11 protein-coding genes, 1 tRNA gene and 1 pseudogene are annotated in these 13,254 nt (G+C 70.7%); 11 read left to right on the top strand and 2 right to left on the bottom strand.

The genetic code is table 11. From position 1 onward, the window contains the following. Window positions 1-81 precede the first annotated feature (81 nt). From ABZU69_RS13335 to ABZU69_RS13345, 3 genes are all read left to right on the top strand, one after another. Entirely contained in the window at window positions 82-1,899 is a 1,818-nt protein-coding gene (locus ABZU69_RS13335; RefSeq protein ID WP_354964611.1) for an ABC-F family ATP-binding cassette domain-containing protein, read from the top strand. Window positions 1,900-1,999: 100 nt separating this feature from the next. After that, complete coding sequence (locus ABZU69_RS13340) at window positions 2,000-2,455, top strand: DUF4383 domain-containing protein (RefSeq protein WP_354964612.1); 456 nt, start codon at window positions 2,000-2,002, stop codon at window positions 2,453-2,455. A 211-nt stretch (window positions 2,456-2,666) separates the two neighbouring features. After that, entirely contained in the window at window positions 2,667-3,146 is a 480-nt protein-coding gene (locus ABZU69_RS13345) for a DUF4383 domain-containing protein (RefSeq protein ID WP_354964613.1), read from the top strand. A gap of 6 nt (window positions 3,147-3,152) precedes the next feature. Here ABZU69_RS13345 and ABZU69_RS13350 read toward each other — a convergent pair. Together ABZU69_RS13350 and ABZU69_RS13355 are read right to left on the bottom strand one after the other, a co-directional pair. Continuing rightward, window positions 3,153-3,767 (bottom strand): annotated as a pseudogene (locus ABZU69_RS13350) (TetR/AcrR family transcriptional regulator); the annotation flags it as partial. 289 nt (window positions 3,768-4,056) lie between these two features. Further along, entirely contained in the window at window positions 4,057-5,022 is a 966-nt protein-coding gene (locus tag ABZU69_RS13355; RefSeq protein ID WP_354964614.1) for an acyl-CoA desaturase, read from the bottom strand. Between the two features lie 382 nt (window positions 5,023-5,404). On the opposite strand from ABZU69_RS13355, the gene ABZU69_RS13360 reads away from it, so the two are divergent. The 8 genes from ABZU69_RS13360 (at window position 5,405) to ABZU69_RS13395 (ending at window position 13,107) form a co-directional block, all read left to right on the top strand. Further along, a tRNA-Gln gene (locus ABZU69_RS13360) sits at window positions 5,405-5,476 on the top strand. 105 nt (window positions 5,477-5,581) lie between these two features. Continuing rightward, the gene (glmU, locus tag ABZU69_RS13365) at window positions 5,582-7,120 is read left to right on the top strand and encodes a bifunctional UDP-N-acetylglucosamine diphosphorylase/glucosamine-1-phosphate N-acetyltransferase GlmU (protein ID WP_354964637.1); all 1,539 of its coding nucleotides are present in this window, start codon (window positions 5,582-5,584) and stop codon (window positions 7,118-7,120) included. Between the two features lie 57 nt (window positions 7,121-7,177). After that, window positions 7,178-8,158 (top strand): ribose-phosphate diphosphokinase, encoded by a 981-nt coding sequence (locus tag ABZU69_RS13370; RefSeq protein WP_354964615.1) that lies wholly within the window; start codon window positions 7,178-7,180, stop codon window positions 8,156-8,158. A gap of 320 nt (window positions 8,159-8,478) precedes the next feature. Then, window positions 8,479-9,177 carry a 50S ribosomal protein L25/general stress protein Ctc gene (locus tag ABZU69_RS13375; RefSeq protein WP_354964616.1) on the top strand — a complete coding sequence of 233 codons (699 nt, stop codon included), beginning with the start codon at window positions 8,479-8,481 and terminating at the stop codon, window positions 9,175-9,177. A gap of 94 nt (window positions 9,178-9,271) precedes the next feature. Beyond that, window positions 9,272-9,862, top strand: coding sequence for an aminoacyl-tRNA hydrolase (pth, locus tag ABZU69_RS13380; RefSeq protein ID WP_354964617.1), 591 nt, complete (start codon window positions 9,272-9,274; stop codon window positions 9,860-9,862). Between the two features lie 134 nt (window positions 9,863-9,996). After that, window positions 9,997-10,827 carry an inositol monophosphatase family protein gene (locus ABZU69_RS13385; RefSeq protein WP_354964618.1) on the top strand — a complete coding sequence of 277 codons (831 nt, stop codon included), beginning with the start codon at window positions 9,997-9,999 and terminating at the stop codon, window positions 10,825-10,827. A 73-nt stretch (window positions 10,828-10,900) separates the two neighbouring features. Further along, complete coding sequence (gene cysD / locus ABZU69_RS13390; RefSeq protein ID WP_354964619.1) at window positions 10,901-11,812, top strand: sulfate adenylyltransferase subunit CysD; 912 nt, start codon at window positions 10,901-10,903, stop codon at window positions 11,810-11,812. Next, the gene (locus tag ABZU69_RS13395) at window positions 11,812-13,107 is read left to right on the top strand and encodes a GTP-binding protein (protein ID WP_354964620.1); all 1,296 of its coding nucleotides are present in this window, start codon (window positions 11,812-11,814) and stop codon (window positions 13,105-13,107) included. Before cysD ends, ABZU69_RS13395 begins: the two co-directional genes overlap by 1 nt. Window positions 13,108-13,254 lie beyond the last annotated feature (147 nt).

Here is a 13,254-nt window from a genome sequence, read left to right on the forward strand (position 1 = left end):
GGCTGGGGCGTCCGCGTACCCTTGTGGCAGGCGTCCAGGTGCCCGCCGGCACCGGGACGCCTTGATCATGAAGGGTGGAACGTGGCGAACATCGTCAATCTGGACCGGGTGTCCAAGGGGTACGGCGCCGCGGGGCGGCTGCTCACGGACGTCTCGCTCGGTCTGGACGACGCCGACCGGATCGGCGTGGTCGGCCTCAACGGCGCCGGCAAGTCCACCCTGCTGCGGCTGCTCACCAAGCAGGAGGATCCCGACGACGGCCGGGTCACCCACCGCCGCGACCTGCGGGTGCTCTGGCTGCCGCAGCAGCTCACCCTCGCCCCCGAGGCCACCGTCCGGGACGTCGTGCTCGGCACCGCCTGGCTCGCCGAGGGCATGGGCGCCGAGCACGAGTGGGCCGGTGACGCCGGGGTGCGCGCCATCCTCGATGGCCTCGGCATGCCGCACCTCGGCCTCGACCAGCCGGTCGGCCCGATGTCCGGCGGCGAACGGCGCCGGGTGGCGCTCGCCGCGCTGCTCGTGCGCGACTCCGACCTGCTGATCCTCGACGAGCCCACGAACCACCTCGACGTGGGCGGTGTCGACTGGCTGGCCCGGCACCTGGTCGGTCGCAAGGGTGCCCTGGTCGTGGTCACCCACGACCGGTGGTTCCTGGACGCGGTCTGCACCACCACGTGGGAGGTCGCCGACCAGACCGTCCGCGCCTACGAGGGCGGCTTCGCCGCCTGGATCCTGGCCCGCGCCGAGCGCGAGCGCGTCGCCGCCGCCACCGAGGCCCGCCGCCAGAACCTGCTTCGCAAGGAGATCGCCTGGCTGCGCCGCGGCCCGCCGGCGCGTACCTCGAAGCCCCAGTTCCGCATCGACGCCGCGAACGCCCTGATCGCCGACGTGCCGCCGGCGCGCGACACCATGTCGCTCCAACGGATGGCCACCTCCCGGCTCGGCAAGCAGGTCTACGACCTGGAGAACGTCGAGCTGCACGCCGGCCCCAAGGAGATCCTGCGGGACGTCACCTGGCTGGTCGGGCCCGGCGACCGGATCGCGATCCTCGGCGCCAACGGCGCCGGCAAGACCACGCTGCTGCGGATGCTCGCCGGCATCACCCGCCCCGACGGTGGCCGGCTCGGCACCGGTACCACCGTGCGGCCGGCTTTTCTCTCCCAGGAGCTCGCCGAGCTGCCCGGGCACCTGCGCGTGCTCGAAGCCGTCGAGGAGGTCGCCCGCCGGGTCCAGCTCGGCGACCGGGAGGTCTCCGCCGCCCAGCTCGCCGAGGTCTTCGGCTTCGACGACCGACGGCTCTGGACCCCGGTCAGCGACCTCTCGGGCGGGGAACGCCGCCGGCTGCAGATGCTGCGGCTGCTCGCCGGGGAGCCCAACGTGCTGCTCTTCGACGAGCCCACCAACGACCTGGACACCGACACCCTCGCTGCCCTGGAGGACCTGCTCGACTCCTGGCCCGGCACGATCATCGTGGCCAGCCACGACCGCTACCTCATCGAACGGGTCACCGACACGGCGTACGGGATGTTCGGTGACGGCCGGCTGGTGCACCTGCCCGGAGGCGTCGACGAGTACCTCGCCCGGACCGCCGAGCGAGCCGGGCCCTCCCGGGCTGGCGCCACCCCGGGCGCCGGCCCGGCCGCCGTGCCGACCGGCACCGGCGCGACGGGAATGTCCGCCGCCGAGGTCCGACAGGCCCGCAAGGAGTTGACCCGGCTGGAACGCCAGCTCGGCAAGCTCGACCAGCGCGAGGCCACGCTGCTCGGCCAGCTCGCCGCCGACGCCACGGACTACGCCCGGGTCGCCGAATTGGACACCCAGCTCAAGGATCTGCGCGCCGAGCGGGAGCGGATCGAGGAGACCTGGATGACGCTCGCCGAGGACCTGCCCGAGACCTGATCCGGGCGGGGCGCGCCGCCCGGGGGCCGTGTGCGGCGTCACATCTCCGCGTGCGGGACAATCGTCCACGACACCTCACCCCACGGCGTTGGAGACTCAGATGGCCCACACCCCCGTCAACCACCCCGCGCGGCCGATCTACCGGGCGATCGGCGGGCTGACCGGTCTTTACCTGGTGGTCTTCGGTGTGCTCGGCATCATCGCGAGCGCCGGCAACGAGATTTTCGCGCAGGACGACACCAAGGTCCTCGGCCAGGGCACCAACATCGGCTTCTCGCTGCTCAGCGTGCTGCTCGGGCTCCTCGTGCTGGCTGGCACCGCACTCGGCCGCAACATCGACGTGGCGATCAACCAGTGGCTGGCGTACGCCCTGATGGTGATCAGCCTGGGCGGCCTCGCGTTCATCCGGACCGACGCCAACTTCCTCAACTTCAGCATCACCACCGTGGTCGTGGTGATGGCGGCGGCCCTGGTGCTGCTGATGGTCGGCATGTACGGCAAGGTCGGCACGGACGACGAGGCGGAGGCGTTCCAGAAGGCTCGCCTGGTGCTCTGAGTTCTTGCTGGTTGCGGTGGTGGGTTTTCGCCGGAGCCCGAGCTGCTCCGGCGGTCAGGCTTGATCCCTGCGCAGCTCGGGCTCCGGCGAAAACCTGACTCGGTCCGGCCTGCGGCGGACCTACCGCCTTTGTGGTTCTCCGGACAGCCCCCTCTGCCTCAGGTGACAATCCTCCTGAAATGGTCTTTCTCGGGTGGATGGGGATCAGGGCATGGCGCACTTTCCGGTGAACCATCCGGCACGGCCGCTCTACCGGGTCCTCGCCGGCCTGATCGGCGTCTACATCCTGGTCTTCGGCGTCTGGGGCGTCGCCCAGACGCTCGGAGATCCGCTCTTCAACCGGGGCAGCCACTGGGTGCTCGGGCTGCGCACCAACCTGGCCTTCTCGCTCGCCTCAGTGGTCTTCGGAGTCGTTCTGATCATCGGGGCGTCCCGGCGCACCAACCTCGGCCACTACATGAACCTCACGGCCGGCGTGGTGTTCCTGGTGACCAGCATCCTGATGATGTCCGTGCTGCAGACCGACGCGAACTTCCTCAACTTCTCGATGTCGACCGTGGTCGTGTCGATGCTGTTCGGCCTGATCCTTCTCGGCACCGGCCTGTACGACAAGGTCGGCCCCGAGGACCACGCCGAGGCGGAACGTCGCAACCGCAGTCACCCGGTGGCCGAGGTGCACACCCGCCGCTGACCGTGGTCAGCGTCGGCGGGCGGTGATCAGCGTCGGCTTCGCCTCCAGGTGGGACAACCCGTTCCACGCCAGGTTGACCAGGTGTGCCGCCACCGTCTCCTTGCGCGGCTTGCGCACCTCCAGCCACCAGCGGCCGGTCAGCGCCACCATGCCCACCAGCGACTGCGAGTACAGCTCCGCCAGCTTCGGGTCGTACCCGCGGCTCTTGAACTCGGCGCCCAGGATGTGCTCGACCTGGTGTGCCACGTCGTTCATCACGCTGATGAAGTTGCCCGTCGCGGACATCACCGGCGATTCGCGGACCAGCACCCGGAACCCGCTGGTCTCCTCCTCGATGTAGCCCAGCAGGGCCATCGCCGCCTGCTCGAGCAACTCCCTCGGGTGCCCGGCGGTCAAGGCCGTGGTGATCCGGTCGAGCAGTGCCCGGACCTCCCGGTCCACCACCACCGCGTAGAGCCCTTCCTTGCCGCCGAAGTGCTCGTACACCACCGGCTTGGAGACCTTGGCGCGGGCCGCCACCTCCTCGATGGAGGTGGCGTCGAAACCGCGCTCGGCGAAGAGTTGCCGGCCGGTCGCGATCAACTGCTCCCGCCGCTGGGCCGCTGACATGCGGACCCGGGAGGTGGGTTTGGCGGGTGGAGCCGGCGTCGCACGCCGGCCCCCGCTCCGTCTTTGAGCTCAGGCATGTCGCCGCCTCGCTGGCGCTCGGTCACGCCCTGCCGTGGGATGGTGCCTCCGCTGTGCCCGTTCACGTCGTCGCCTCACTGGCGGGCGGTCCGACCGCCCAGCCGCGCCGTCCGACCGTACCCGGATCGGGCCCGGCTCCCCGGCCGCCGAGCCGTCCGGTCCCCCCGCGTCGCTCGGTCACCCGGCCATCCTGCCAGGCGGCCTCCCGGAGCACCGCCCGCTTTTAGCGGGGTGCGACCGGCTTCACCAGCTTCGCCGCGAGACGCTCCGGCTTCGGCCAGCGCACCTGCGACGCGGCGCCGACCTTCTCGAACAGCCAGATCACCCGGGCGGAGATGTCCACCTGACCACGCAGCACGCCGTGTCGGGCGCTGGTCGGGTCGGCGTGGTGCAGGTTGTGCCAGCTCTCGCCGAACGACAGGATCGCCAGCGGCCAGAAGTTCGACGCCCGGTCGCCCTGGCGCATGGCGAACGGACGCTCGCCGTAGACGTGGCAGACCGAGTTGATCGCCCAGGTGACGTGGTGCAGCAGGCCGATCCGGACCAGCCCGGCCCAGAAGAACGCGGTGAGCGCGCCCTGCCAGGACCAGGTCACCAGGCCGCCGATCAGCGCCGGGCCGAGCAGCGAGATGGCGACCAGCAGCGGGAAGAGTCGGTCCACCCGGCGGATGTCATGGTCGGCCAGCAGGTCGGGGGCGAACCGCTCACGATTGGACAGCTCGCGCCGGAACAACCAGCCGACGTGGGCGTGGAACAGGCCCCGGGTCAGTGCCCAGAGGCTGGTGCCGAAGCGCCACGGCGAGTGCGGGTCGCCCTCCAGGTCGGAGAAGGCGTGGTGCCGTCGGTGGTCGGCCACCCACTGGATGATCTCGCCCTGCACCGCCAACGAACCCGCGACCGCCAACGTCACCCGCAGCCACCGCTTGGCCTTGAACGAGCCGTGCGTGAAGTAGCGGTGGAAGCCGACCGTGATGCCGAGCCCGGAGACCACGTACCAGACCAGGCCGATGGCGATGTCGGTCCAGCCCAGCCAGCCGCCCCACGCCACCGGCACGGCGACCAGCAGGGCGACGAAGGGGATCACGACGAAGGCCCAGAGGGCGACCAGGATGCCGGGGGACTGGCTGCCGTCGGTGAGGGGTTTCGGGCCGGGCCCGGCGGTGTTGGGTTCGAGCAGAGCGGTCGACATGGGACCTCGCAGAGGGGACGGAAACGATCACGAAGCTACGCCTACGTCACCGTAACTTACGGCACCGTAGATCGCACGGGGAACTTTCCGAAGTCGTGCTGAGGGCCAGGTCAGAGCCCTGATCAGGGCTGCGGGCAGTGGTGCCGTCGGCCCCATCCCGGCAGGGCCGGGGCGGCGCTGCGGGTCGCGGTGTGCGGTCGGGAGGCATCGAGGTTCGGCGTTGTCGACGACGCCCCCGAGGTGATCCCCCTTCGTCCGGATCCGCCCGTCCGGGCCGCCGCCGCGTGGGCGTGGCGGAATGAGCGATGGCGTCCGGCGGGCGGGGCGCTAAGGTGTAGCGGCGGGATCCCCATCCCCGGATGTGACGCGCTCGCGTTGCTGATCGGCCGTGGTGTAATTGGCAACACCCGGGTCTTTGGTACCCGTATTTCAGGTTCGAACCCTGGCGGCCGAGCTGCCCCCTAAGTCTGGTTTAGGTTCCAGTGGGGTAAGGCGGAGACGTTCCCGGCGGCGCGGTTAGCATGACCGCGAGAGTGTCCGCCGTCCCGACGGGAGCCACATCGTGCCCCAGCCCCACCTTCGTACCGTCGTCGTGCTCGCCGCCGGTGAGGGCAAGCGGATGAAGTCGACACTGCCCAAGGTGCTGCACCCCCTGCTCGGCCGGACCCTGCTCGGTCACGTGCTGAGCGCGGCCGCGCCGCTGGCCGCCGACCGCACCGTCGTGGTGGTGGGGCACGGCGCCGACCAGGTCCGGGGCCACCTGACCGAGGTCGCCCCGGAGGCCACGCCGGTGCTCCAGGCCGAGCAGCTCGGCACCGGGCACGCCGTCCGCATCGCGCTGGACGCCGTGCCCGAGGGCGCCGGCACGGTCGTGGTGATCAACGGGGACGTGCCGCTGTTGCGGCCGGAGACGGTGGGCGCGCTGGTGTCCGCACACGAGGAGGCCGGCGCGGCGGCCACCGTGCTGGCCGCCGAGGTGCCCGACCCGACCGGGCTCGGGCGGATCGTCCGGGACGACGACGGTCGGCTGGAGCAGATCGTCGAGGAGCGCGACGCCGACGCGACGCAGCGCGCGATCCGGGAGATCAACGCCGGTATCTACGCGTTCGACGCGGTGCGGCTGCGCGACGCGCTGGGCAAGCTCTCCACCGACAACGATCAGGGTGAGGAGTACCTGACCGACGTCTTCGGCCTGCTCCGCTCGGCCGGCGAGCCGGTCGCGGTGCACGTGGCCGTGGACCACGTCGAGACGTTGGGCTGCAACGACCGGGTGGAGCTGGCGACGCTGCGCCGGCTGCTGCGCGACCGGGTCAACGAGGCGTGGATGCGCACCGGCGTGAGCCTGCTCGACCCGGTGACCACCTGGATCGACGTGACGGTGGCCTTGGACCGCGACGCGGTGATCGACCAGAACACCCAGCTGCGCGGCGGCACCGTGGTCGGGGCGGGCGCGCAGATCGGCCCGGACGTCACGCTGATCGACACGGTGGTCGGCGCGGGCGCGACCGTTCTGCGCAGCCACGCGGTGGGCGCCGAGATCGGGCCGGGGGCCAGCGTCGGGCCGTACGCGTACCTGCGCCCGGACGCGCGGTTGGCGGAGAAGGCCAAGGTCGGCACGTTCGTCGAGGTGAAGAACTCCGAGGTCGGCCCGGGTGCGAAGGTGCCGCACCTGTCGTACGTGGGTGACGCGACGATCGGCGCGAAGGCGAACATCGGCGCGGCGACGATCTTCGTCAACTACGATGGGGTGCACAAGAACCGGACGGTCGTGGGCGAGGGCGCGTTCGTCGGCTGCGACACGAGCCTGATCGCACCGGTCGAGGTGGGCGCCGGGGCGTACGTGGCGGCGGGTAGCGCGATCGCTCAGGATGTGCCGCCGGGCGCGCTCGGGGTGACCCGCGCGCCGCAGCGCAACATCGAGGGCTGGGTGGCGCGCAAGCGCCCCGGAACGGTCTCCGCGGCGGCGGCCGAGCGTGCGCTGCGGGCTGCTGAGGGTGCGTCGGGTGTGGCCGGTACCGCAAGCGACAGTGAGGCAATGCACGGGCAGACCGAGACGGTGGGCGGCACCTCCGGCACGGGAGATACTGCAACCGAATAGTCCCCGACCCACCACCACCGGGCCGGGTACCACCGACAAACGGGAGCAGACGGGCCCATGGGCAGCATCGTCGCCGAAAACCGCAAAAGCCTGATGCTCTTCTCCGGACGTGGTTTTCCGGAGCTGGCCAAGGAGATCGGCGAGGTGCTCGGCGTCGCGCCGACGCCGGCCGACGCGTACGAGTTCGCCAACGGCGAGATCTTCGTACGGTTCAAGGACTCGGTCCGTGGTTCGGACGCCTTCGTGGTGCAGTCCGTGACGCACGGGGTGAACACCTGGGTCATGGAGACCCTGATCATGGTGGACGCGCTGAAGCGGGGGTCGGCCAAGCGGATCACCGTGGTGCTGCCGTTCTACCCGTACGCGCGGCAGGACAAGAAGCACCGGGGTCGGGAGCCGATCTCGGCCCGGCTGGTGGCGGACCTGCTGAAGACGGCCGGCGCGAACCGGATCCTCACCGTCGACCTGCACACCGCGCAGATCCAGGGCTTCTTCGACGGCCCGGTCGACCACCTCTTCGCGATGGACATCCTGGCCGAGTACGTGGAGCGCAAGTACGCCGGCCGGCCGATGACCGTGGTGGCACCGGATTCGGGTCGGGTGCGGGTGGCCGAGCGGTGGACCGACCGGCTGGGCGGTTGCCCGCTGGCGTTCATCCACAAGACCCGCGACCCGATGAAGCCGAACCAGGTGGTGGCCAACCGGGTGGTCGGCGAGGTCGAGGGTCGGGTCTGCCTGATCGTCGACGACATGATCGACACCGGGGGCACGATCACCGGCGCGGCGGACATCCTCAAGGAGTCGGGCGCGGCGGAGATCGTCGTCGCGTCCACCCACGCGCTGCTGTCGGACCCGGCCACCGAGCGGCTGAAGAACAGCTCGATCAGCGAGGTCGTGGTGACCAACACGCTGCCGTTGCCACCGGAGAAGCAGCTGGACAAGCTGACCGTGCTGTCGATCGCGCCGCTGCTGGCGCGGGCGATCCGGGAGGTCTTCGACGACGGCTCGGTGACCACCCTCTTCGGTGGCCTGAGCTGAGCGTCGCGCTGCGGTGAGGGCCCGTTCCCGCCGGCGTCCCAGCCGGCGGGAACGGCCCTCAGCGGCGTCGGGCGCGCGTCCGGCGCCCGTTTGTGAGTGGTGACCTGGGGACTGCCGGAAACCTCGGAATCAGCTCGGGTAGACTGGTGCGGTTGCCACGGCGAGGGTGCCCGGCGGGCCGCTGAATAGCGCCGCACGGAGGCACCGTCATCGACGCGGTGCTCCGGGCAGTCGTTCATGACGCATGAGCCCCAGCGAGCCCCTCGCCCCAGCACCGCAAGACGACAAGCCGCCGCAGCGAAAGCATCAGGAGTTTCCCCGTGTCCGAGGTAAAGATCAGCGCCGAGCCCCGTACCGAGTTCGGCAAGGGTGGTGCCCGTCGTACCCGCCGGGCCGGCAAGGTGCCCGCCGTGCTGTACGGCCACGGCGAGAAGCCCAAGCACATCGCGCTGCCGTCCCGGGAGTTCGCCGCGGCGATCCGCAAGGGTGGCGCCAACCAGCTCTTCGCGATCGACATCACCGACGGCACCCAGGTGCTGGCGCTGCCGAAGGCGATCCAGCGTGACCCGATTCGCGACACCTTCGAGCACGTCGACCTCATCCTGGTCCGCCGGGGCGAGAAGGTCACCGTCGAGGTCCCGATCCAGCTGACCGGTGAGGCCGCACGGGACACCCTGATCGTGCACGACCACGACACCCTCTCGGTGACCGCCGACGCCACCAAGGTGCCGGACCACCTCGAGGCGTCGATCGAGGGCCTGGAGGCGGGCTCCCAGGTGACCGCCGCTGACGTGCAGTTGCCGGCCGGTGTCGAGCTGGCCGTCGACCCGGAGCTGACGGTCGCCGCGGTGACCGCCGCGCCGACCGCCGAGCAGCTCGAGGCGACGCTGCCGGAGGTCGAGGAGGCCACCGAGGAGGCCGAGGCCGAGGTCGGCGAGGGCACCGAGGGCTCCGAGGGCGCGGACGCCGCCCCGACCGCCGAGGGCGGGGAGAACACCGAGGCGCGCACCGAGGCCTGATCGGTTCGTACTGTGCGGCAGGCGTCCCCGAGCGTTCGGGGGCGCCTGTTGTCGTATCGGGAGTCGGTGGGACGGACGTCGGGAGGGGCGGGTCGTGACGGACGAGGCGGGGCCGTGGCTGGTGGTCGGCCTGGGAAACCCGGGCCGGGAGTACGCCGGGAACCGGCACAACGTCGGGTTCATGGTGGCGGACCTGCTGGCCGGGCGGATCGGCGCGCGGTTCGGCCGGCACAAGCGGGCGGTTGCCGAGGTGGCCGAGGGGCGACTGGGTTTCGGCGGGCCGAAGCTGGTGCTGGTCAAGCCACTGACGTACATGAATCTGTCCGGCGGGCCGGTGGTGGCGCTGGCGCAGTTCTACAAGGTGCCGCCGGCGCAGGTGATCGCGACGCACGACGAGCTGGACATCGGGTACGGCCAGGTGCGGGTCAAGTGCGGTGGCGGCGAGGGTGGGCACAACGGCCTGCGCTCGATGTCGAAGTCGCTGGGCACCAAGGAGTACATCCGGGTGCGGTTCGGCGTCGGCCGGCCGCCGGGGCGGCAGGACCCGGCGGATTACGTGCTGTCGGATTTCGGCGCGGCGGAGCGCAAGGAGTTGGATTTCCTGGTGGACCGGGCTGCCGACGTGGTGGAGTCGGTGATCGTCAAGGGTGTGGAGCCGACGCAGAACCTCTACCACGGCGGTTGAGACTGTCGGGGAAGTCCCGCACCGGGTTGGCGGGCCGGTAGTCTGCGCCTTTCGGCGTGCCGAGATCGGCGACGCGGGTCGCGGCGCGGCGATCCGGGTGGGCAGGGGTCGCGGCGAGGCGACGGGAGCGGGCAATGAGCAGTCCTCCGATGATCGACGGCGCGTTCGCCCGGTGGTTGGCCGCCCGGGCCGGTCAGGCGCTGCTCGACCTGCGGGCGGAGCTGGGCTTCGCGGACGCCGGCGCGCTGAAGTCGGCCGGGGACAAGGTGTCGCACGACCTGATCCGTACGGAGTTGGCGAAGTGGCGGCCGGGCGACGCGGTGCTCTCCGAGGAGGACGAGGGGTCGCGGCTGGCCTGGGCGGCCGAGGTGAACGCCGAGGCGGTGTCCCGGTTGGCCGCCGACCGGGTGTGGATCATCGATCCGTTGGACGGCACCCGGGAGTTCGCCGAGGAGGGCCGCTCTGACTGGGCGGTGCACGTGGCGCTCTGGGCCCGCAGCGCGCCGAGCCCGCACGGGCTCGTCGCCGGCGCGGTGGGACTGCCGGCGCAGCACCGGGTGCTGGGCACGGACTATCCGCCGGCGTACCCACCGATGACGGTGGAGGCCGCGACGGCCGGCACGCGGGTGATCCGGTTGGCGGCGAGCCGGAGCCGGCCGCCGGTGTTCCTCACCGACCTGGCCGAGGACGTGGCGGCGAAACTGGTGCCGATGGGGTCGGCCGGGGCGAAGATCGCCGCGGTGATCAACGGTGAGGTGGACGCCTACATTCACGCCGGCGGGCAGTACGAGTGGGACTCGGCGGCGCCGGTGGCTGTGGCGACGGCCACCGGACTGCACGCTTCCCGGATCGACGGTTCTGCGCTGAGATACAACGAGGCGGATCCGCGCCTGCCGGACCTGCTGGTCTGCCGCAGGGATCTCGCCCCCCGGTTGCTTGCAGCGCTGCAGAGGCATTCCGGGTAGCCTGAGGCACTTCTTGACATGCCCGACCGGAAAGGTCTGGAAATCGGATGAGCGAGCGAATCGAGCCGGTGTCATGACCACCCCCGCGGCCTACCGGGTCTCCCATCTGGACGCGCTGGAGGCGGAGAGCATCTTCGTGATGCGCGAGGTGGTCGCCGAGATGGAGCGCCCGGTGCTGCTCTTCTCCGGCGGCAAGGACTCGATCGTCATGCTGCGGCTCGCGCAGAAGGCGTTCGCCCCGGCCAACATCCCCTTCCCGGTCATGCACGTGGACACCGGGCACAACTTCCCCGAGGTTCTCGAATACCGCGACCAGCGGGTCGCCGAGCTGGGGTTGCAGCTCGTCGTGGCGAGCGTGCCGGAGGCGCTGACCAGCGGGCTGGTCCGGGAGTCCGGCGACGGCATGCGCAACCGGATCCAGACGCCGGTGCTGCTGGACGCGGTGGAGAAGCACCGCTTCGACGCGCTGTTCGGTGGTGCCCGCCGGGACGAGGAGAAGGCCCGGGCCAAGGAGCGAATGTTCAGCTTCCGCGACGAGTTCGGCCAGTGGGACCCGAAGAACCAGCGGCCGGAGCTGTGGTCGCTCTACAACGGCCGGCACCATCCGGGCGAATCGATCCGGGTCTTTCCGCTGTCCAACTGGACCGAGCTGGACGTGTGGCACTACGTCGCCCGGGAGCGGATCCCGCTGCCGTCGATCTACTACGCGCACGAGCGTGAGGTGATCGAGCGGGACGGGATGTTCTACGCGGTCAACGAGTTCTTCCGTCCCCGGGCGGGTGAGGAGCGCTTCAAAGCGCAGGTGCGCTATCGCACCGTGGGCGACGCCTCCTGCACCGCGGCGGTCCGCTCGGACGCGGACACCGTGGAGAAGGTCATCGAGGAGGTGGCGGCCACCCGGATCACCGAGCGCGGCGCGACCCGCGGTGACGACCGGGTCAGCGAGGCCGCCATGGAGGACCGCAAGCGGGAGGGCTACTTCTGATGACCACCGAGATCGTGGCCCCGGCTCCCGAAGCCCGGCCGATGGACCTGCTGCGGTTCGCCACCGCCGGCAGCGTGGACGACGGCAAGTCGACCCTGATCGGCCGGCTGCTCTACGACACCAAGTCGCTCTTCACCGACCAGTTGGCCGCGGTGGAGGCGGTCAGCGCGGCGCGTGGGGACGAGTACACCAACCTGGCTCTGCTCACCGACGGCCTGCGGGCCGAGCGCGAGCAGGGCATCACCATCGACGTGGCGTACCGGTACTTCGCCACGCCGCGACGCAAGTTCATCATCGCGGACACCCCCGGGCACATCCAGTACACCCGCAACATGGTCACCGGGGCGTCCACCGCCGACCTGGCGCTGATCCTGGTGGACGCGCGCAAGGGCCTGGTCGAGCAGTCCCGCCGGCACGCGTTCCTCTGCTCCCTGCTGCGGGTGCCGCACCTGGTCCTCTGCGTCAACAAGATGGACCTGGTGGACTGGTCGCAGGAGGTCTACGAGCGGATCGCCGACGAGTTCACCGCGTTCGCCGCGAAGCTCGACGTGCCGGACCTGACCGTGGTGCCCGTCTCCGCGCTGCGCGGCGACAACATCGTCACCCGGTCGGAGAACATGCCTTGGTATGAGGGCCCGTCGTTGCTGCACCACCTGGAGCGGGTGCACATCGCCAGCGACCGCAACCTGGTCGACGTGCGGTTCCCGGTGCAGTACGTGATCCGGCCGCAGTCCACCACGGTCACCGACTACCGCGGCTACGCCGGCCAGGTCGCCTCCGGCGTGCTGAAGCCGGGCGACGAGGTGATGGTGCTGCCCTCCGGCTTCACCAGCCGGATCGCCGCGGTGGAGACCGCCGACGGGCCGGTCGCGGAGGCGTTCCCACCGATGTCGGTGACGGTACGGCTGGCCGACGAGATCGACATCTCCCGGGGTGACCTGATCTGCCGGCCGAACAACGCGCCGGCGGTGGCACAGGACATCGAGGCGATGGTCTGCTGGATGGACGAGACCCGCCCGTTGCAGGTCGGCGGCCGGTACGCGATCAAGCACACCACCCGGTCGGCGCGGGCGATCGTGCGCGGGCTGCACTACCGGCTGGACATCAACTCGCTGCACCGCGACGAGACGGCCGACGCGCTGCGGCTCAACGAGATCGGCCGTGTGCGACTGCGCACCACGGTGCCGCTGCTGGCCGACGAGTACCGGCGTAACCGGACCACCGGCGGTTTCGTCATCATCGACGAGGCCACCAACCGCACCGTCGGCGCCGGCATGATCGTCGAAGCCAGCTGATCCTGGGCTCGGCCCGGCCAGGTCGCCCGCAAGATCACGCTCCAACCAGGGACTAGGGCCTGTGTCGAAGTCGCTGCCAGGGCTTGAGCTATTGGGTGCGGATCTTCGCGTGTCGGTGTTCGAGATATAGCGAGATCTCCGGTATCT

It is taken from the genome of Micromonospora sp. NPDC005206, from assembly GCF_040608175.1.
Taxonomy (GTDB): domain Bacteria; phylum Actinomycetota; class Actinomycetes; order Mycobacteriales; family Micromonosporaceae; genus Micromonospora.